The following is a 19,369-nucleotide window of genomic DNA, read 5'->3' as shown; positions in this document are numbered from 1 at the left end:
CCAGCGGGCGTCCCGGCCCGTTTGTGCACCGCTGGCAAAGTCGCGCAATCCCCACTGTCATCCCGTCGGCACACTGAGGCCATGAGTCAACAACTGCGCGATCGACTGGCCGCTGCCAGCCGCGACGCCTGGGCCACGCTGCTGCCGACCGAGTGCAGCGGCTGCGGTGCCGTCGACCGTGCCCTGTGCGCGAGCTGTCGGCTGGCCCTGGCGCCCTCCGTGCACGCGGTCACTCGCGACGACGCCCTCATCTGGGCCGCTCTGACCTATGCGGGTCCTGCTCGCCACGTGATCGCCGCCTACAAAGACGGCGGTCGAACGGATGCCGCCGCCGCGCTCGCCGCGCCGCTGCGAGCGGCCATCGTGGCCGCGCTCGCCGCCGTTCCGAGCCTGAACGAGCCGAATCAGCGCGGGACCCCGCGCGACATCCACCTGGTCACCATTCCGTCGTCCCGTCTGGCCTGGCGCGTTCGCGGCTACCACCCGGTCGATGCCCTGCTGCACCGGGCCGGCCTGCACCCGTCCCCGGCGCTAGTGCAGCGCACCGACGCTCTCGACCAGGTGGGCCTCGGCCGGGCGGCTCGGGCCGCGAACAAGAGCAACAGTCTTGTCGCCCGGCATCCGCTCGACGGGGTGTCGGTGATCCTCGTCGACGATATTGTGACGACCGGCGCGACCCTGCTTGAGGCGCGGCGCGCCGTGTTCGCTGCGGGCGGTAGCGTCGTCGGTTTGGCCACACTGGCGGAAACACGGCGTCTGCTGCACCGGTAGTGGAGCTCTGAGCAAACTCATCGACAAATACTGTGACTTATCTGACCGTCACGGCTACGGTGGAGACAAAGGCGCGCAATGATCGCCCAGTTGTCGGGCGGTCCGCCAAACTGGAGGTCGTCATGGAAACTAACATCGTCGGACGCAACCTTGGGATCACTGATCGCTTCCGGGATTACGCGACGGAGAAGGCCGAGAAAATTGCCCTCCTCGCCGAGAAGGCCCTCGCGCTCGAGATCAAGGTCAGCCGCCACCACGAGAAGAACGGCGCTGCCGTCGGCAACGACCGGGTCGAACTCACCCTGATCGGCAAGGGTCCGCTGGTGCGGGCCGAAGCAGACGGATCCGACAAGTACGCCGCCTTCGACGTGGCGCTGGGTCGTCTGCTCGAACGCGTTCGTCGCGCGAAAGACCGCAAGAAGGTGCACCGCGGCGGCGCCCACCGCCCCACCTCGCTGCACGAGGCATCCGCTGTGGGATTCAGCGTCATCGACATCACCCCGGCCAACCCGGAAACGCTCGAGCGGGTGCGCACCGGCGCGATCCCGATCGTGCAAGCGGATGTCCCAGAGGCCTCCGCCGAGGAGGAATACTGCCCCGTCGTGATACGTCGCAAGGTGTTCGCCGCTGCGCCCATGTCCGTCGATGATGCCCTCTACTTCATGGAGCTCGTCGGCCACGACTTCTACCTGTTCCAGGACATCGAGACGAAGCGTCCGAGCGTGGTCTACCGCCGCAAGGGCTGGGACTACGGGGTCATTGAGCTCGACGGTTCGTCGAGCGAGTTGCAGGAGGCTGTGCCCGTTGCCAGCGGGCGTGCCAACTGACCAACTAGCATTGCCTTAGCCGCCGACCAGGTCGGTGCTCTGGCATCTGCCAGACGAGAGGTGCAGGCTTGTGCTGCAGCAGTCCGATTGGGCTGCCGCAGTGCGAGCCTGCACCGTTTGACTAGTGGAGTACATTCGTGGCGTCAATTCTTGAAAAGGTTCTTCGTGTTGGTGAAGGCCGCGTTCTGCGCCGCCTGGAAAACTATGCGAAAGCCATCAACGCGCTGGAAGAAGACTTCCATGAGCTCACCGACGACGAGCTGAAAAACGAAACCGTCACCCTGCGGGAACGGTATTCCAACGGCGAATCGCTCGATGACCTGCTGCCGGAGGCCTTCGCCGCCGTACGCGAGGCCAGCACGCGCACCCTCGGCCTGCGTCACTTCGACGTTCAGCTCATGGGCGGAGCAGCCCTGCATCTCGGCAACATCGCCGAGATGAAGACCGGTGAGGGCAAGACCCTCGTCGCCACCACCGCGGCCTATCTCAACGCGATCAGCAGCCGCGGCGTGCACGTCATCACGGTCAACGACTACCTCGCGAGCTACCAGAGTGAGCTCATGGGGCGAGTTTTCCGCGCCCTCGGCATGACGACCGGATGCATCCTCTCCGGTCAGACTCCGGCGCAGCGTCGCGAAATGTATGCCGCCGACATCACCTATGGCACCAACAACGAGTTCGGTTTCGACTACCTGCGTGACAACATGGCGTGGCAGGCCAGCGATATGGTGCAGCGCGGCCACTACTTCGCCATCGTCGACGAGGTCGACTCGATCCTCATCGATGAGGCCCGTACGCCGCTGATCATCTCGGGGCCGGCATCCGGTGAAGCAAACCGCTGGTTCAACGAGTTCGCCAGCCTGGCCAAGCGTCTCATTGCCGACGAAGACTTCGAGGTCGACGAGAAGAAGCGCACCATCGGTGTGCTCGAACCCGGCATCGAAAAGGTCGAGGACTACCTCGGCATCGACAACCTCTACGAATCGGCCAACACGCCGCTCATCTCCTTCTTGAACAACGCCATCAAGGCGAATGCCCTGTTCAAGAAGGACAAGGACTACGTCGTCATGAACGGCGAGGTTCTCATCGTCGACGAGCACACCGGCCGTATCCTCATGGGACGCCGCTACAACGAGGGCATCCACCAGGCGATCGAGGCCAAGGAGGGGGTCGCGGTCAAGGCCGAGAACCAGACCCTGGCCACGGTCACCCTGCAGAACTACTTCCGCCTGTACTCGAAGATCTCTGGAATGACGGGAACGGCCGAGACCGAAGCCGCCGAGTTCATGAGCACCTACAAGCTCGGCGTGGTGGCCATCCCTACCAACAAGCCGATGCAGCGCATCGACCAGTCCGACCTGATTTACAAGAACGAAGAGTCCAAGTTTCGTCAGGTCGTCGAAGACATCGTCGAACGCCACGAAGCCGGACAGCCCGTGCTGGTCGGCACGACCAGCGTTGAGAAAAGCGAGTACCTGTCGCGTCTGCTCGCCAAGAAGGGCGTGCGGCACGAGGTACTCAACGCCAAGAACCACGCCCGTGAAGCTGCGATCGTCGCGCAGGCCGGTCGTCTCGGTTCGGTGACCGTCGCCACCAACATGGCCGGTCGTGGTACCGACGTGATGCTCGGCGGCAACGCCGAATTCCTCGCCGTTGCCGAGATGAACGCCAAGGGACTCAGCCCGGTCGAAACCCCCGACGAGTACGAACTCGCCTGGGACGACGTGTTCACCGCGGTCAAGGCCAACGTCACCGAAGAGGCCGAGAAGGTGATCGCCGCCGGCGGACTTTACGTACTCGGTACGGAACGTCACGAATCACGCCGCATTGACAACCAGCTGCGCGGACGCAGCGGACGTCAGGGCGACCCGGGCGAGAGCCGCTTCTACCTTTCGCTCACCGACGACCTCATGCGCCTGTTCAACGCCGGTGCCGCCGAGGCTCTCATGGGCCGCCAGGGCGTGCCAGACGACATGGCGATCGAATCCAAGGTGGTCAGCCGCGCCATCCGCAGCGCGCAGTCGCAGGTCGAGGGCCGCAACGCCGAGATTCGCAAGAACGTGCTCAAGTACGACGACGTGCTCAACCGTCAGCGTGAGGCCATCTACGGCGATCGTCGCCACATTCTCGAGGGTGACGACCTGCACGAACGTACCCAGACTTTCCTCACCAACGTCATCGACGAGGTGCTCGATGTTCATGCCGGAGACGGCAATGGCGACGACTGGGACTTCGACGCCATGTGGACCGAACTGGGGACGCTGTACCCGGTGGGACTGACCATCGATGAGGTCGTCTCCGAGGCCGGCGACAAGGGCAAGATCAACCGCGACTTCATGCGTCGGGAGATCCTCTCCGACGCCAAGCTGGCCTATTCGCGCCGGGAAGAGAGCCTCGGAGCCCCGGCCATGCGCGAGCTGGAGCGCCGTGTCGTGCTCTCGGTGATCGACCGTCGCTGGCGGGACCACCTCTACGAGATGGACTACCTGAAAGACGGTATCGGACTGCGCGCCATGGCCCAGCGCGACCCGCTGGTGGAATACCAGCGCGAAGGTTTCGCCATGTTCCAGCAGATGATGGGTCAGATTCGCGAGGAGACCGTCGGATTCCTGTTCAACCTCGACGTTGAGGTGACTGCTGGGGCCGGTGCTGTCTCCGGGCCCGTCGTCGCCGCCAAGGGTCTCACCCCGGCTGATGCTCCGGAGGAGAAGCTCAGCTACACCGCACCGAGTGACTCCGGCGGAGTCGAGGTGCGCAACCAGCGCGGCCAGATTCAACAGGCCGCCACTGACCGGGCCCGGCGCTCGGCGACCGTCGCGGCGAGCGACGACGAACCAGCCGATGCGGCCGGTCCGCCCCAGCGCGGAGCGTTCGGGCAGAAAGCCGAGGGTGCCGCCCCGGTGAACCGGGCCGAACGCCGCTCGCAGGGTAAGAAGAACAGCTAGACCCCAGGCCAGCACATCGATGCGCGCCCTTCCGGGGGCGCGCATCGATGTGCTGGATGGGGCATCCGTCGGGCTGCCTGGCCTCACAGGACGACGAGTACCGTAGCTCTCCAGCGCTGATCCAGGGCTTCCAGTTGTACCGAGACGACGTGTGCTCGGCGTTTGTCGTACACCAGGATCACCGCGTTGAAGCCGCCGGTCTCGGTCGGCCAGGTTTTGACGTGATCGATCCATAGTCTCGGTCGCTCCGCGACGATTCCGGTGATGGCTCTGGCACGAGAGGCGATCGTCACACGGATGTGAAGATGGGCGTAGACGTCGTCGGTGACCCATCGCGCGAGCTGTTCGAGGTCTCTGGCTCCGGCGATGACCTCGATGGCCCGCAGTGCGAGAGCGCGCAGGAGCTGGTCTGTGTCGTGCTCGTGCGCTGCTCCGATTGGTCTCGGGCCGGCACCGCGCGGGCTGACTCCGCGCTGGTCGACGTGGGGCTCCACCGGTGTGGCCTGCAGACGGGCAGACCCGGAACCAGGTGACGTCATTGTTCCTCCTGATGTCGAACGTGCAACTCTTGTGGCGCAAAACCTAATCAGCTTGATCGCTGCACTGTCGAGCGCTTAAAGAGCCTGTGCACAACCCGAGCAAGAATGCTCGGCGTCGGCTACTTTCAACGTGTGCGCTGGGATGATCTGTTTGACGACCTCGAAGGGCAACTCGAACGCGAGCTGCACGCCGAGGCCAATGACCTGCGCCTGCAGGAGGAACGCACGCGCTTGGAAAAGCTCTCCCTGCGCACCCGATTGAGTAACGTGGTGCGGTCGGCCGGCCCCGGAGGCACACTGCAGCTGCGCATCGTGCTGGTGTCCGGTGAGACCCTCTCGGTTCGACCGACAACGCTGGGCCGGGACTGGCTCGCGGCGGACCGGCCCGGCACCGCCAATGGGCGGGTTCAGTGCGTGATCCCGCTCTCGGCCGTGGCCGGTGTGGTGCTCAGCGCGGAGCAGAGCCTGGCCTCCCTCGCGGTCGAGTCAGAATCCACCGGAAAGCTCATCGAACGCGTCGGTTTTCCCTTCGTGCTGCGGGACCTGTGCCGACGGCGGCGCTTCGTGGAACTCGACACCCGCGGTGGTGTCCTGGCCGGCACCATCGACCGGGTGGCGCGTGACCATCTCGATCTGGCGGTGCATCCGCTCGGAACGTTGCGCCGCGCGCCGGAGATTCTGCACTACCGTCTCGTGCCGTTCTGGCAGATTCATGTGGTTCGGCTCTGCTAGCTGTGGATAACTTCTTCACCACTTGGCGAAGTCGGGCACGATAGGGCCAACGCACCATCGGAATCGATTCTGAGAAGCGAGGTAACGGATGAAAACACCCCGTCCCACACGCACGCGTCGCCGCTTCTGGGTTGACCCCCGATTCATCATCGGGCTGGTGCTGGTCGCTGCTTCGATAGCGGGGGTCGGCGCGATTGTCGCCGGCACTGATCGCACCACGGCGGTCTATACCGCACGGCACACATTGACCGTCGGTGACCGGCTGAGGGCGGTCGACCTCGTTGAAACTCGGGTGCAGCTCGGCGGCGCGGCCGACCTGTATCTGGTTCCGTCGACCGGCTGGAAGGGTAGGCTGCTCGTCACGCAGACGATTTTGACCGGTGAACTGGTGGCCCGGTCGGCGGTCGGGGAATCGTCGGGAAGCGATGTGACCAGTGTCGTCGTCGACGTTCCGGGTCGACTGGCTGCCTCGATTGCGGCCGGTTCGGTCGTCGACATCTGGTCAGCGCGGGCGACCGGGCCGAGTGAGTACGCGCCGCCGACGATTCTCGTGGGGCAGGCTGTCGTCGTGCGGATCGTCGAGCCGACCGGCATCATTGCCGCCTCGAGCGGGCAATCCGTGGAGATGCTGGTGCCGAAGGCCAACGTGGGCGCGGTGCTCGAGGCCATCATGAATGGCGATGCTCTCGCGATCGTGCCCGTGAACACCCCGGTGGCGCCCTGATGGCCCGGCTCGCGCTGGTGCTGGACCGCGCGACCGAGCAGCGCATGCTGGCCGACATCGTTGATTGTGGGCACAGCGTGGTCACCCGCGTGGATACCGCTCGGGAGTTTCTCGAGACGCTGTCGCACGGGCAGCCCCACGTCGTGGTCGTCAGCGCCCGCCGGGAATCCCTGACCGGACAACTGATTGCCGCCTGCGATGAGCGCGGCATTCGCGTCGTCGCCCTGACGTCGACGGAACTGGAGCGGAGGCACGCCGGCAGCCTCGGCCTCTACGAAACTGTCGCGATACCCTGCGACTGGTCGGAGATTGAAGATTTGCTCGTGTCGGGGGTTGTCGTTCCGTTGCGGGTGGGGGAGCGGCATTTCACCGGCGGCGCACTCAATACCGGCTCGGTGATCGCAGTGTGGGGCCCGGCCGGCGCGCCGGGGCGCACCACGCTCGCCATCAACATCGCGGCGGAAATCGCAGCGGCCGGTCACACCGTCGTGTTGGCCGACGTCGATACCTACAGCGCCTCGATCGCTCCGAGCCTGGGCATGCTCGACGAGGCGCCGGGGTTCGCCGCCGCCTGCCGTCTGGCCGGCAGCGACAGTTTGAACCAATCAGAGCTCGAACGTATCGCGCAGCGCTACAACTCGCCCCAGGGTGCCTTCTGGGTACTCACCGGCCTCGGCCGGCCGTCGCGCTGGCCGGAACTCTCGACCGAACGGGTCACCCGCACCATCGACGCGTTGCGGCACTGGGTGGACTACGTCGTGCTGGACACCGGGTTCAGTCTGGAAAGCGATGAAGAGCTGACCAGCGACATGTTGGCGCCCCGGCGCAACGCGGCCACCGTCACGGCCCTGCGGGTGGCCGACCATGTCGTCGCCTGTGGGCTGGCCGACCCGGTGGGGATGGCCCGGTTTCTGCGCGCCTGGAGCGACCTCACCGAGGTGATCGGCAGCAGCACGGTCAGCGTCGTGATGAACCAGGTGCGGGCGAGCGCGGTCGGGCTGAATCCGCGCGGGCAGGTCGTGGCAATGCTGTTGCGCTTTGGCGGCATCGAATCGCCGATTCTGGTGCCGCACGATCAGGGGGCACTGGACGTCGCGGTGTTGACCGGCCGCACCCTGCGGGACGCAAGCCCGAAGTCCCCGGCGCGCGCGAGCATCCGTCGTTTTGTACTGGAGAACCTCATCGTGGTTCCAGCCAGAGAATCAGAGCGGATGCTGCGGCGGGTCAGACTGCCCGGCCGAAAGGCCGCCCCGGCCACGTAACCCGCCGGATACACCTAGGCTATGGAGAGTGTCGACGCTCAGTGATCTCGTACTTGCCCAGGGCCGCAGCAGCGCGGAAGATGTGGACTGGCTGCACATGCTGGTCGCGGATGGCCAACTGTTGGCCGACCTCGCCTTCGCGGATATCGTCGTGTGGGTTCCGACGACCTCTGACAGTTTCGTCGCTGTCGCACACGCGCGCCCGTCGAGCGCCGCCACGCTGTTTTACCGGGACTTCGTGGGCCAGCACATCAAGGCGGAGTGGCGCAACCAGGTCACTGAAGCCTTTGAGACGGCGAAGATCGTCGACCGCGACGCTCCGGACTGGTACGAGGAGACTCCCACCCGGGTACGGGCCATCCCGGTGTTGCGCCGGCTGAGCACGACCGGTGCTGAAGTGACCGCTGCTCCGGTTGCGGTGCTCACCCGCCACACCAACCTGAGTGAAGCACGCACGCCGAGCCGTCAGGAACTCACCTTCAACGAATGCGCGAACGACCTGTTCGCCATGATCGCCTCTGGCGATTTTCCCGACCTCGGTGCCCCGACCGGGCCGCGCCGTGGCGCGCCGCGCGCGTCGGACGGCCTGTTGCGGCTCGATGTCGACGGCCTCACCACCTTTGCCAGCCCGAACGCGCTCTCCGCGTTCAACCGCATGGGTTTCGCGGAGGAACTCGAGGGAGAGTCGCTCGCCGAGGTCGCTACGAGCCTGCTCACCGGCACCGCCGTAGTCGATGAGTCCCTGCCGCTCGTCGTGACCGGGCGGGCGCCCTGGCGCACCGACATCGAGGCGCGCGGGGTGACGGTGTCGCTCCGCGCCATTCCCATTCGCAACCGGGGCGAACGCATCGGCGCGATCATTTTGTCCAGGGACGTGACCGAGCTGCGGCACCAGGAACGTGAGCTGATCACCAAGGACGCCACGATCCGGGAGATTCACCACCGGGTGAAGAACAACCTGCAGACCGTGGCCTCGCTGCTGCGCATCCAGGCCCGGCGTACCCAATCCGACCGGGCGCGCGAGGCGCTGACCCAGGCGATGCGGCGGGTCGCGGCCATCGCCGTTGTGCACGACACCCTGTCGGAGGGGCTCAGCCAGATCGTCGACTTCGACGCCGTCTTCGAACGCGTGCTGCTGTTGACGGTGGAGGTGGCATCCGCTCACAACACCACGGTGCATCCGAAGTCGTTCGGCAGCTTCGGAACCCTGCCGAGTGCGTACGCGACGCCGCTCGCGCTCGTACTCACGGAGCTCGTTACCAACGCGGTGGAGCACGGCCTCGCCGGACGGGAGGGCGAGGTCTCGATCGAGGCGCAGCGCAGCGACGAGACTCTCACCGTGATGGTGCGCGACACCGGTGCCGGGCTTCCGGAGGGCAAGGTCGGCTCCGGGCTCGGCACACAGATCGTGCGCACCCTCATTCAGGGCGAGCTGGGCGGCACCATCGACTGGCACACCATGATGGGCAGCGGCACCGAGGTTACCATCGAGATCCCCCTGCGCTTCATGCAGGAGGGCTAGCCCCGACGCTTGGCTGCGCGGGTTTCTGCGCTTGCGGCCCGCGGCGTCACCAGGTCATCCGCTCATCGCTCAAAACTCGCAACCCCGCGGACAACCTGCTGCCGCCGCTTCCTCCATCCCGGGGGCGGCGGGCACAAAAAAGCGAGCCCGCAGCCCCCGGGGATTCCGGGCGGCGCAGGCTCGCGTTCTGTGGTTGTGCTGGCTCGCTAGGAAGCGCGGCGGGCTCGTGCGGCACGACGCTTGAGTGCACGGCGCTCGTCTTCGCTCAGGCCACCCCAGACTCCCGAGTCCTGTCCGGTCTCGAGTGCGTACTGGAGGCACACCTCGGTGACGTTGCATCGGGCGCACACCGACTTTGCCTTCTCGATCTGGTCCACAGCGGGTCCAGTGTTGCCGACCGGAAAGAAAAGTTCCGGGTCAGCGGTGAGGCAGGCAGCTTTATCGCGCCAGTCCATAGGGATGCTCCTTTTAATACATGGGTGCACGGCCGATTGGCCAGAGTTGCAGGGGTGATGGCCGGTTGCAGGAAAGTGGGATCTGCGCGATAACCGCGTTGAAACAGCTCACGTCCCTGTGAGCGTCAACCGGGCCTCAAATATCGTCCCATAATAGAGGTATCAAATCAATAGTTTTGTATGGCTTTTCGCTGTGAACAGCGGCTCTGGTGCAGGGCGCCCAGCCTGGATTGACCTCCGGGCACTTCGACGCGCCCCAATGTTGGGGGTTTTGATTGCGCTCCTCGCCGTGGAAGCGCTCGCCCTGTGGGCCTTCAGCGCCTGGTGGGTGCTCGAACTGCTCATAGCCACCCCGAACTCCGTCGGAGCCTCGCTGGCCCTGTTAGCCCTCACCGTGGTCGCTGCCGTATGGGTCAGCGCGATCACCGTCGGGGCGCTCCGCCGCCGTCCGTGGATTCGCGGCGCCGCCGTGACCTGGCAGCTCGTGCAAGTCATGATCGCTATCGGCTGTTTTCAGGGCATCTACGCCCGACCCGACGTCGGCTGGGCGCTGCTGGCCCCTTCGATCGTCGTGCTCGTGCTGGTGTTCAACCCGCGTGTGGTCGCCGCCACCAGTCACGAACCCGAGCCCAAAACCGACTGACGCCGCTCAGGCTGCAGCAGCCTCTGGCTGTGACGACCAGATCAGGCGTCGATGCCGAGCTTCTTGCGCAGGCTCGCGACGTGGCCGGTGGCCTTCACGTTGTAGAGGGCGTGGGTGATGATTCCGGCCTCATCGAGCACTAAGGTCGACCGCAGCACGCCGGTCACGAGCTTGCCGTAGAGGTTCTTCTCTCCCCAGGCACCATAGGCACGGTGCACCTCAAGGTCGGTGTCGCTGAGCAGCGGAAAATTCACCGCGTCGTGCTCTTGGAACTTCTTGAGCTTGGCCGGGGAATCCTTCGACAGGCCGAGCACCTGGTAGCCGGCTGATTTGAGCGACCCGAGGTTATCGCGAAAGTCGCAGGCCTGGGTGGTGCAGCCGGGGGTCATCGCGGCCGGGTAGAAGTACACGACGACCTTGCTGCCGGCGAAGTCCGCCAGTGAAACGGATGCCCCATCCTGGTCGGTCAGGGTGAACTGGGGGGCCGTGTCGCCGACTGCGAGGCGTGCTGAATCCGTCATGCCTCCATCGTATCGATGTCGTACCTCAGCGGGCGGGCGCGAAGGTGGCGAGCAGGCGCTGCAGGGAATCCAGGCGCACCTGGCCGGTCTCGCCGAGCTCGCCAGCCTCGACGGCCTCGATGATGGCGCAGTCCGGCGATCCGGGCAGGTGCGTGCAGCCGCGCGGGCAACGCTCGGCAATCGTGGCGAGGTCGGTGAAGGCTTTCAAAATGTTATCGGTGTTGATGTGCCCCAGTCCGAAGGACCGCACGCCGGGGGTGTCGATGACCCAGCCGCGGCCGGCATCCGTGTGCAGGCGCAGTGACACGGTCGACGACGACGTGTGGCGGCCGCGACCGGTGACGGTGTTGACGACGCCGATAGCCCGGTTGGTGCCGGGAACGAGGGCGTTCACAAGAGTGGACTTACCCACACCCGAGTGTCCGACGAAGACGGTGTCGTGGCCGACGAGCGCCGCCGAGATCTCCGCGATCGGCATGCCGCCCTCTCCGCTCTGGAAGACGGGCAGGTCGAGGCCGGCGAAATTGGCCAGAAAAGCGGCCGGGTCGGCAAGGTCGGTCTTTGTGATGCACAGGATGGGCTTCACGCCGGCGTCGTAGGCCGCGACCAGATAGCGATCCACCAAGCGGATGCGCGGCTCCGGGTTGGCCGCCGCCACCACGATCAGCATCTGGTCGGCGTTGGCCACAATCACACGCTCGACGGCGTCGGTATCGTCGGCGCTGCGCCGCAGCAGGGTGTCGCGGGGCACGATCCGCACGATGCGCGCCAGGCTGCCCTCGGCACCGGTAGTGTCGCCAACGATGTCGACCCGGTCGCCGTTGACGACGGCCTTCTTGCGCAGCTCGCTCGCCCGGGCGGTCGTGATGCGCCGTTCGGTGGGCAGATTCTCGTCGAGCATGACCGTGTAGCGTCCGCGATCGACGGAGAGGATGCGTCCGGTCAGGGCATTCTCGTGGCTCGGGCGGGTCTTCGAGCGCGGTTTAGAGCCCTTGCGGCCGGGACGCACGCGCACGCTCGACTCGTCGAACTCGGGCTCGTCGTCGTCGGCGGAGGCCCACCAGGTGTCGCCGGGATCGCCGGCGAGATCGTCGGTGTCGACCAAGGCGTCAGGCCGGTCACGATCGTCATCCCGGGTGGGGTCGCCAGCGGGCGGCTCCACTGTCATTTACAGCGCCGCTTCGGTGAGCATCGCGTGCCACAGTTCGGGAAACTGGGGGAGGGTCTTGGCGGTCGTGCCGATGTTCTCAACGTCGACGCCCTTAATTCGCAGGCCGATCAGTGCCCCGGCGGTGGCCATGCGGTGGTCGTCGTAGCTGAGCCACTGGCCGCCGTGCAGGGGGGCCGGCTCAATCCTGAGGCCGTCGGGGAGTTCGGTGACCTGGCCGCCGAGCCGGTTGATCTCGGTCGCGAGCGCGGCGAGACGGTCGGTTTCGTGGTTGCGAATGTGCCCGATACCGGTGATAGTGCTGGGAGTCTCGGCCAGGGCAGCCAAGGCCACGAGGGTACAGGCGAGCTCGCCGCCGGTCGAGAGATCCAGCTTGACGCCGACAATGCGCTCGCCGCCGGTGACGGTGAGGCGGTCGCCGACCCGGGTGACGCTGGCACCGAACAACGGAAGCAGCTGCTCCAGATCGGCGCCGACCTGGGTGGTGTGAGCCGGCCAGCCGGTGATGGTGACGCTGCCGCCGGCCACGAGGGCCGCGCACAGGAACGGTGCAGCGTTGGAGAGGTCGGGTTCGATGTCGACGGTGCGGCCGGCGATCGGCCCGGGCTCGATGTTCCATTCGCCGACAGAAGGCGTAGAAACGACGACTCCGCGGGCGCGCAGCACCTCGATGGTCATCTCGATGTGTGGCAGGCTCGGCAATCGTTCGCCCGAGTGGGTCAGGTGCAGTCCGTGCTCGAAGCGGGCGCCGGCCAGCAGCAGCCCGGACACGAACTGGCTGGACGTTCCGGCGTCGATGGTCGCCGCGCCGCCTTCGACCGCTCCACGGCCGTGCACGGTGAACGGCAGGGCACGCAAGCCGCCGTCGTTGATATCGCCGCCGAGGTCGCGCAGGGCGCCGATGATGGGCCCCATCGGGCGGCGGCGTGCACCGGCATCACCGTCGAAGGTGGTCGGGCCGAGGGCGAGGGCGGCCAGTGGCGGCAGAAAACGCATCACGGTGCCGGCCAGCCCGCAGTCGATCGTGGTGGAGCCGAGCAGTTCGGCCGGCGGGGTCACGCGCAGGTCGGTGCCGAACGCTCCGGCGCCGGGAACGGCCTCGATCGTGGCGCCGAGCTGGCGGAGCGCGTTGACCATGAGGTCGCTGTCCCGCGAGTGCAGCGGCGACCGCAACAGCGATGGTTCGCTGGCCAGAGCGGATGCGACCAGCTCCCGGTTGGTCAGCGATTTCGAGCCCGGCAGGGCCAGCACCGCCTGCAGCGGCGCGTCCGTGGTCGGCGCGGGCCACCAGGCATCCTCTTCGGTCGGCGAATTGTCGCCGTACGGATCGAACTCCGGCTTGGAATATCTCGAGATCAACATCGGTTATCAGAATAGTCGGTGATAACAATCTGAGGGAGATCCGTAACGGTGTCAATGCTGTTGGAACGACCCCTGGCTGTGGGTAACAGCTTAGAATTGCCCGTGATGACTTCAGACACGCCCGTTTCCGCGGAAGACCTTTCCAGCAGCGACACAGAACTCACAACCCTTGCTCCGACCAAGGCCGAACTGCGCGAGCAGACCCGCGGACTATTCGAAGAGCAGGCGTTGCCTTTTCTCGACCAGCTCTACGCGGCCGCCATGCGCATGACGCGCAACCCCTCCGACGCGCAGGACCTCGTGCAGGAGACCTTCGTGAAGGCCTTCGCCGCGTTCGCGCAGTACGAGCAGGGCACCAATCTCAAGGCGTGGCTGTACCGTATTCTGACCAACACGTTCATCAACCAGTACCGCAAGAAGCAGCGCGAGCCCTACCAGGGCACCATCGATGAGCTTGAAGACTGGCAGCTCGGCGGCGCCGAATCCACCACCGCCATGTCGGGGCGTTCGGCCGAGGCTGAGGCCATCGATCACCTGCCGGACAGTGCCGTGAAAGATGCCCTGCAGTCCATTCCCGAAGACTTCCGACTCGCCGTGTACTTCGCCGACGTCGAAGGGTTCTCCTACCAGGAGATCGCCGAAATCATGAAAACCCCCATTGGCACCGTGATGAGCCGCCTGCACCGTGGCCGGCGACTCCTACGCGAGCTTTTGGCCGGCTACGCGGCTGAGCGCGGGCTGGGTATGGGTCAGGGCCAGAAAACATCCAGGAGCGCAGACAAATGACCGATTGCGGTTGCGAGAAGGCCAAAGCCGAACTCGAGGAATACCTGCACAACGAACTTCGCAAGAATGATGCGGCCGATATTCGGGAGCACCTCGCGAGTTGCCCCGACTGCAGCAGCGAGCACCTGGTCGGTCGCACGCTGACCGATGTCATGCAGCGCGCCTGCAAGGAGACCGCGCCGGAAGACCTGCGCGATCAGGTTCTGCTGAAGCTCCGCGCGCTGCAGGCCTCACACTAGAGCGTTTCAGGCACCGGGCGACGGTTGGACCTGCCCGAGTAGGAAGACGGCACCGGTCGCATCCGCTATCTGCGCGAAGGTTCCGAAGTCGGAATCCCATGGATCCCGCAGCACCGTGCCACCGAGCTCCGTCACCCGTGCCGCGGATGCCCGCACGTCTGCGACACCTAGATACACCTGCCAGTGCGACGGCACCCCCGGCGGCAGCATGGCGTCGGCGTCGTACACCCCGCCGGTCATCGATTCGTCGTGGCCGAAGGTGCTGTACCGAAAGTCGGTTGTGTCGCTGCGCGGAATCGGCGTCCAGCCGAAAACCTCCTCGTAGAAGGCGATCGCCGCTGCGAAATCGCGGGTGATCAGCTCGTGCCAGACCGGCGTCCCAATCTCATTGTCGGCGCCGAAGCCCCGGTGGCCGGCGGCCCCCCAGACACCGACGGCCGCGCCGGCCGGGTCTGTCAGCACGGCCAGCTCTCCCTGGTCACCGACGGCCTGCGGCGGGGCGAGCACGGCGGCCCCCGCAGCCTGCGCCGCCCGAACCGTCTCGGCAACGCTGTCGACCGCGAGAAAGGTCGTCCAGAAGTCCCGGTTGCCGTTGGACGGATCCTGGGCGGTCAAACCCGCGATGGCGGCATCGCCGTGAAAGAACATCGTGTACCGCCCGCTCCCAGCCCCGGTCTCGACAGCCCGCCAGCCGAGCAGCGCGGCGTAGAACGCGATCGACGTGGCCGGATCGCGCGTCACAAGGTCGATCCAGCACGGCTCCCCGAGCCGGTTTTCGGTGCGAAGGGGCATGATCTCTCCTCGGGTCGACTGCGAGCCTAGAACCGTCGGAGCACTCGCGCAACGTCAGCCGACCCGCATCCGCTCGAACGCGGCAAGCGGATGCTTCCATCGGCGACCGCAGACAGCTGCGGAAACAGCAGTGGAGGGTGACAACGTCACCCTCCACTGCTACCTACGTTGCTGTGACCGTTACAGCGTCAGTGCGTCGCGCTGCAGCTTGGCCTGCTCGATCGCGTGACGCTTGGCCGACCCGGCGGCCGGCGAGGCCGACGCGGGGCGGGAGAACAGCCGCATCGCGCGCGGGCCGAGCTTGTTGGTCTCCAGGTAGAAGAACGGCCAGGCTCCTTGATTCTCCGGCTCGTCCTGCACCCAGGCCAGTTCGGCATTCGGGTACTGGGCGGCCACGTTCTTCAGCTCAGCGGCCGGCAGCGGGTAGTACTGCTCGACACGCACGAGAGCGATCTCGGGGTTCGGGTTCTTCTCGAGTTCGTTCAGCAGGTCGTAGTAGATCTTGCCCGCCATGAACAGAACCCGCTTCACGGCGTTCTTATCGGTCACGCGTGCATCGTCGATGACCGTCTCGAACTTGCCGCTGGTGAGCTCGGCCACGGCGCTGGTCGCGCCGCGCAGGCGGAGCATCGACTTGGGCGTGAACACGATCAGCGGGCGGCGCGGGCGCATGTACGCCTGGCGGCGCAGCAGGTGGAAGTACGACGCCGGCGTCGACGGGCGCGCCACGGTCATGTTCTCTTCGGCACACAGCTGCAGGAAACGCTCGATCCGGGCCGACGAGTGGTCGGGCCCCTGACCCTCGTAACCGTGCGGCAGCAGCAGCACAACGGATGACCGCTGGCCCCACTTCTGCTCGGCGGAGGAGACGAACTGGTCGATGATGGTCTGCGCGCCGTTGGCGAAGTCACCGAACTGCGCTTCCCAGAGAACGAGGGCATCGGCGCGTTCCACCGAGTAGCCGTACTCGAAGCCCATGGCGGCGTATTCGCTCAGCAGCGAGTCGTAGATCCAGAACCGGGCCTGGTTGTCCTTGAGGTTGGCCAGCGGCAGCCATTCCTGGCCGTTCACCCGGTCGTGCAGAACGGCGTGACGCTGCACGAACGTGCCGCGGCGGGCATCCTGTCCGGCGAAACGCACCGGGGTGCCCTCGACCAGCAGAGAGCCCAAGGCGAGCAGTTCGCCGAAGCTCCAATCGATGTTGCCGTTGCGGCTCATGTCGAGGCGCTTCTGCAGAAGCTGCTGCAGCTTGTTGTGCACGGTGAAACCGGCAGGCTTATTGTTGAACGCGTCGCCGATGAGCTGGATGACGCTTTCGGGAACACCGGTCGTCTCCGGTTCGCCTGCGGCGTCCTCGCGGGCCTGGGCTTCGGACTCGGCCTTGGCCGCGGCGGCCATCTCCGGGGTGATGATCGGAATCGACGCGGTCTGCGCGGCGTGCGTCTCCATGAAGGCGCGCTCGAGGCGGTCCTGGAAGTCGCGGTGGGCGGCTTCGTATTCTTCCTCTGTAATGTCACCACGGCCGACGAGCGCTTCGGTGTAGAGCTTGCGCACACTGCGCTTGGCTTCGACCAAGTTGTACATCAGCGGCTGGGTCATCGAGGGATCGTCGCCCTCGTTGTGGCCACGCCGGCGGTAGCAGATGAGGTCGACGACGACATCCTTCTTGAACTCCTGGCGGTAGGCGAACGCGAGCTCGCCAGCCCGAACCACGGCCTCCGGGTCATCCCCGTTGACATGAAAGATCGGCGCCTGAATGGTCTTGGCGACATCGGTCGCGTAGACGCTCGTGCGGGCATCCTGCGGCAGCGTCGTGAAGCCGAGCTGGTTGTTGACCACGATGTGCACGGTACCGCCGGTGCGGTAGCCGCGCAGCTGGCTCATCTGCAGGGTTTCCAGCACGACACCCTGGCCGGCCATCGCGGCGTCCCCGTGAATGAGGATGGGCAGGGTGGAGAAGGTGCCGATCGGCTTGCGGTCCTGCTTGGCCCGCACAATGCCCTCGAGCACGCCGTCGCCGGCCTCGAGGTGTGAGGGGTTAGCGGCGAGGGACACCGGAATCTCGGCGCCGTCTTCACCGCGGAAGGTTCCCATGGTGCCGAGGTGGTACTTCACGTCACCGGAGCCGTGCACGGTGCGCGGGTCCTGCGTGCCCTCGAACTCGCGGAAGATCTCGCCGTAGGTCTTGCCGGCGATGTTGGTGAGCACGTTCAGGCGGCCGCGGTGGGCCATTCCGATCGCGACCTCGTCGAGGCCCTGCTCGGCGGCGCCCTGCAAAATGGTGTCGAGCAGCGGAATGGTGCACTCGCCGCCCTCGAGGCTGAACCGCTTCTGACCGACGTACTTGGTCTGCAGGAACGTCTCGAACGCTTCGGCCTCGTTGAGCTTGGCGAGAATGCGCATCTGCTCGTGGTGGGTGGGCTTGACGTAGGATTTCTCGATCTTCTCCTGCACCCACTTGCGCTGCGCCGGGTCCTGAATGTGCATGTACTCGATGCCCGTGGTGCGGCAGTACGAGTCGCGCAGCACACCGAGGATGTCGCGCAGGAGCATCTGGCGCTGGGATCCGAAACCGCCGGTCACGAAGGACCGGTCGAGGTCCCAGAAAGTGAGGCCATGGTTGGCGATGTCGAGGTCGGGGTGACTGCGCTGCGAGTACTCGAGCGGGTCGATGTCGGCCATCAGGTGGCCGCGAACGCGGAACGAGTTGATCAGTTCCTGCACGCGTGCGGTCTTGTCGACGGCGCTGGCGAGGTCGACACTGATGTCCGGTGCCCAGTGGATCGGGTCGTACGGGATGCGCAGGGCCGAGAAGATCTCTTCGTAGAAGTTGTGCTGGCCGATGAGCAGTTCGTGCACGATCTTGAGGAATTCGCCCGAACCGGCACCCTGGATGACGCGGTGGTCGTAGGTGCTGGTCAGGGTGATGGTCTTGGAGATGGCCAGGCCGGTGAGCGTCTTCACGCTCGAACCTTGGAACTCGGCCGGGTAGTCGAGGGCGCCGGCTCCGATGATGCAGCCCTGGCCCTTCATCAGGCGGGGCACCGAGTGCACGGTGCCGATGCCGCCCGGGTTGGTCAGCGACAGGGTCGCTCCGGCGAAGTCGTCGGCGGTGAGCTTGTTCTGGCGTGCGCGGGTGACGAGGTCTTCGTAGGCGGCGAGGTACTCGCCGAACGTCATCGTGTCAGCGCGTTTGATGGCCGGAACCAGCAGGGCGCGGGTGCCGTCGGGTTTGGGCATATCGATGGCCAGTCCCATGCCGACGTGGGCGGGGGCGACGACCGAGGGCTTGCCGTCGACCTCGTCGTAGTAGACGTTCTGGCTGGGGAACATCTTGAGCGCGCGAATCAGCGCCCAACCGATCAGGTGGGTGAAGGAGACCTTGCCGCCGCGAGCTCGCTTCATGTGGTTGTTCATGACGATGCGGTTGTCGATGAGCAGCTTGGCCGGAATGGTGCGAACGCTCGTTGCGGTCGGCACGGTGAGGCTGGTGACCATGTTGGTCGCGAGCGACTTCGCCATGCCGCGTAGCGGCGAGACCTTGTCTTGCTTGACCGGCTCCGACGCGTCGGGAACGACGGCCTGCGGGCTGGTCACGGGAGCGTCGGCCGGAACCGGGGCCGGCTTCGGGGCGCTCGAAGTGGTGCGGGCCGTCGGCTGGTTCTCGGTGACGGGAACCGGAGCGGCGGAACCGGGCGCGGTCTGCGCCACCGGTGCGGCGGTCGTTGCGGCCGCCGGAGCAGCGGGCGCTGGTTCGGCCGGCGCCGGGGCGATGGCAGCTTCCGCTGCGGCGGAGGCAACAGATGCTGCCGGCGAGTTCGCCGTCTGGTGGTAGCTCTCGAGCACCGGCCACCACGATTCATCCACCGACTGCTTGTCGATCAAATACCGTTCGTACAATTCGTCAACGAGCCACTCGTTTGCTCCGAATTCGCCTGACGTTGTCTCGTCAGAAGCTCCACCGGTTACCTGGCTTGACACCGTGGGATCGCCCACTCTCTGCTTTGAATTTGGATGCCCTCGGCGGGTCAATCGCCGGGTCAATCTGCGTTTTCAGTGAGTCTGTCGCTGACGATGTCGA

17 protein-coding genes are annotated in these 19,369 nt (G+C 65.9%); 10 read left to right on the top strand and 7 right to left on the bottom strand.

What is annotated here, in order from left to right:
* Window positions 1-81: 81 nt before the first annotated feature.
* The 3 genes from QMF22_RS15755 (at window position 82) to secA (ending at window position 4,543) form a co-directional block, all read left to right on the top strand.
* A complete protein-coding gene (locus tag QMF22_RS15755) occupies window positions 82-771 on the top strand; it encodes a ComF family protein (RefSeq protein WP_283455359.1) in 690 nt (229 codons plus the stop codon).
* Between the two features lie 122 nt (window positions 772-893).
* Window positions 894-1,598 carry a ribosome hibernation-promoting factor, HPF/YfiA family gene (gene hpf, locus QMF22_RS15750; protein ID WP_283455357.1) on the top strand — a complete coding sequence of 235 codons (705 nt, stop codon included), beginning with the start codon at window positions 894-896 and terminating at the stop codon, window positions 1,596-1,598.
* Window positions 1,599-1,735: 137 nt separating this feature from the next.
* Entirely contained in the window at window positions 1,736-4,543 is a 2,808-nt protein-coding gene (gene secA, locus QMF22_RS15745) for a preprotein translocase subunit SecA (RefSeq protein ID WP_283455355.1), read from the top strand.
* 83 nt (window positions 4,544-4,626) lie between these two features.
* Here secA and QMF22_RS15740 read toward each other — a convergent pair whose 3' ends face one another.
* Complete coding sequence (locus QMF22_RS15740) at window positions 4,627-5,082, bottom strand: Rv3235 family protein (RefSeq protein ID WP_283455353.1); 456 nt, start codon at window positions 5,080-5,082, stop codon at window positions 4,627-4,629.
* A 132-nt stretch (window positions 5,083-5,214) separates the two neighbouring features.
* On the opposite strand from QMF22_RS15740, the gene QMF22_RS15735 reads away from it, so the two are divergent.
* The 4 genes from QMF22_RS15735 to QMF22_RS15720 all read left to right on the top strand — a co-directional run bounded on the left by QMF22_RS15735 (window position 5,215) and on the right by QMF22_RS15720 (window position 9,322).
* Window positions 5,215-5,814 (top strand): hypothetical protein, encoded by a 600-nt coding sequence (locus QMF22_RS15735; protein WP_283455351.1) that lies wholly within the window; start codon window positions 5,215-5,217, stop codon window positions 5,812-5,814.
* 88 nt (window positions 5,815-5,902) lie between these two features.
* Window positions 5,903-6,538, top strand: a complete 636-nt coding sequence (locus tag QMF22_RS15730) for a hypothetical protein (protein WP_283455349.1) — start codon at window positions 5,903-5,905, stop codon at window positions 6,536-6,538.
* Window positions 6,538-7,800, top strand: a complete 1,263-nt coding sequence (locus QMF22_RS15725) for a MinD/ParA family ATP-binding protein (RefSeq protein ID WP_283455348.1) — start codon at window positions 6,538-6,540, stop codon at window positions 7,798-7,800. Before QMF22_RS15730 ends, QMF22_RS15725 begins: the two co-directional genes overlap by 1 nt.
* A gap of 28 nt (window positions 7,801-7,828) precedes the next feature.
* The gene (locus QMF22_RS15720) at window positions 7,829-9,322 is read left to right on the top strand and encodes a sensor histidine kinase (RefSeq protein ID WP_283455347.1); all 1,494 of its coding nucleotides are present in this window, start codon (window positions 7,829-7,831) and stop codon (window positions 9,320-9,322) included.
* 206 nt (window positions 9,323-9,528) lie between these two features.
* On the opposite strand, the gene QMF22_RS15715 is transcribed toward QMF22_RS15720, so the two are convergent.
* A complete protein-coding gene (locus tag QMF22_RS15715) occupies window positions 9,529-9,777 on the bottom strand; it encodes a WhiB family transcriptional regulator (RefSeq protein WP_035837005.1) in 249 nt (82 codons plus the stop codon).
* A gap of 259 nt (window positions 9,778-10,036) precedes the next feature.
* Between QMF22_RS15715 and QMF22_RS15710 the strand changes: the two genes are divergently transcribed.
* Window positions 10,037-10,420, top strand: a complete 384-nt coding sequence (locus tag QMF22_RS15710; RefSeq protein WP_283455326.1) for a hypothetical protein — start codon at window positions 10,037-10,039, stop codon at window positions 10,418-10,420.
* A gap of 41 nt (window positions 10,421-10,461) precedes the next feature.
* Here QMF22_RS15710 and bcp read toward each other — a convergent pair whose 3' ends face one another.
* Genes bcp through aroA form a run of 3 tightly spaced genes read right to left on the bottom strand, consistent with a single transcriptional unit; the run spans window position 10,462 to window position 13,471 of the window.
* Window positions 10,462-10,941, bottom strand: coding sequence for a thioredoxin-dependent thiol peroxidase (bcp, locus tag QMF22_RS15705; RefSeq protein WP_283455323.1), 480 nt, complete (start codon window positions 10,939-10,941; stop codon window positions 10,462-10,464).
* Between the two features lie 25 nt (window positions 10,942-10,966).
* Entirely contained in the window at window positions 10,967-12,109 is a 1,143-nt protein-coding gene (gene rsgA, locus QMF22_RS15700; protein ID WP_283455322.1) for a ribosome small subunit-dependent GTPase A, read from the bottom strand.
* Window positions 12,110-13,471 (bottom strand): 3-phosphoshikimate 1-carboxyvinyltransferase, encoded by a 1,362-nt coding sequence (gene aroA / locus QMF22_RS15695; RefSeq protein ID WP_283455320.1) that lies wholly within the window; start codon window positions 13,469-13,471, stop codon window positions 12,110-12,112.
* A gap of 105 nt (window positions 13,472-13,576) precedes the next feature.
* Between aroA and QMF22_RS15690 the strand changes: the two genes are divergently transcribed.
* Window positions 13,577-14,257, top strand: a complete 681-nt coding sequence (locus QMF22_RS15690; RefSeq protein WP_283455317.1) for a sigma-70 family RNA polymerase sigma factor — start codon at window positions 13,577-13,579, stop codon at window positions 14,255-14,257.
* Window positions 14,254-14,496: a zf-HC2 domain-containing protein gene (locus QMF22_RS15685; RefSeq protein WP_105035826.1), complete on the top strand. Its 243-nt coding sequence runs from the start codon at window positions 14,254-14,256 to the stop codon at window positions 14,494-14,496. Before QMF22_RS15690 ends, QMF22_RS15685 begins: the two co-directional genes overlap by 4 nt.
* Before the next feature lie 6 nt (window positions 14,497-14,502).
* Here the strand turns inward: QMF22_RS15685 and QMF22_RS15680 are convergent, their stop codons facing one another.
* Window positions 14,503-15,288 carry a VOC family protein gene (locus QMF22_RS15680; RefSeq protein WP_283455314.1) on the bottom strand — a complete coding sequence of 262 codons (786 nt, stop codon included), beginning with the start codon at window positions 15,286-15,288 and terminating at the stop codon, window positions 14,503-14,505.
* Window positions 15,289-15,468: 180 nt separating this feature from the next.
* Window positions 15,469-19,269, bottom strand: coding sequence for a multifunctional oxoglutarate decarboxylase/oxoglutarate dehydrogenase thiamine pyrophosphate-binding subunit/dihydrolipoyllysine-residue succinyltransferase subunit (locus tag QMF22_RS15675; protein WP_283455312.1), 3,801 nt, complete (start codon window positions 19,267-19,269; stop codon window positions 15,469-15,471).
* Between the last annotated feature and the right edge of the window lie 100 nt (window positions 19,270-19,369).

This window comes from Cryobacterium sp. PH31-L1 (genome assembly GCF_030063145.1).
Lineage (GTDB): Bacteria > Actinomycetota > Actinomycetes > Actinomycetales > Microbacteriaceae > Cryobacterium.
The sequence above is the reverse complement of the archived record's forward strand: the minus strand, read 5'-3'. Positions and strand labels throughout refer to the sequence as shown.

Coding starts and splice junctions, on each gene's coding strand:
- QMF22_RS15755 (WP_283455359.1), top strand. CDS start 82: ATGAGTCAACAACTGCGCGATCGACTGGCCGCTGCCAGCCGCGACGCC.
- hpf (WP_283455357.1), top strand. CDS start 894: ATGGAAACTAACATCGTCGGACGCAACCTTGGGATCACTGATCGCTTC.
- QMF22_RS15740 (WP_283455353.1), bottom strand. CDS start 5,082: ATGACGTCACCTGGTTCCGGGTCTGCCCGTCTGCAGGCCACACCGGTG.
- QMF22_RS15730 (WP_283455349.1), top strand. CDS start 5,903: ATGAAAACACCCCGTCCCACACGCACGCGTCGCCGCTTCTGGGTTGAC.
- QMF22_RS15725 (WP_283455348.1), top strand. CDS start 6,538: ATGGCCCGGCTCGCGCTGGTGCTGGACCGCGCGACCGAGCAGCGCATG.
- QMF22_RS15715 (WP_035837005.1), bottom strand. CDS start 9,777: ATGGACTGGCGCGATAAAGCTGCCTGCCTCACCGCTGACCCGGAACTT.
- QMF22_RS15710 (WP_283455326.1), top strand. CDS start 10,037: ATGTTGGGGGTTTTGATTGCGCTCCTCGCCGTGGAAGCGCTCGCCCTG.
- bcp (WP_283455323.1), bottom strand. CDS start 10,941: ATGACGGATTCAGCACGCCTCGCAGTCGGCGACACGGCCCCCCAGTTC.
- rsgA (WP_283455322.1), bottom strand. CDS start 12,109: ATGACAGTGGAGCCGCCCGCTGGCGACCCCACCCGGGATGACGATCGT.
- aroA (WP_283455320.1), bottom strand. CDS start 13,471: ATGTTGATCTCGAGATATTCCAAGCCGGAGTTCGATCCGTACGGCGAC.
- QMF22_RS15690 (WP_283455317.1), top strand. CDS start 13,577: ATGACTTCAGACACGCCCGTTTCCGCGGAAGACCTTTCCAGCAGCGAC.
- QMF22_RS15685 (WP_105035826.1), top strand. CDS start 14,254: ATGACCGATTGCGGTTGCGAGAAGGCCAAAGCCGAACTCGAGGAATAC.
- QMF22_RS15680 (WP_283455314.1), bottom strand. CDS start 15,288: ATGCCCCTTCGCACCGAAAACCGGCTCGGGGAGCCGTGCTGGATCGAC.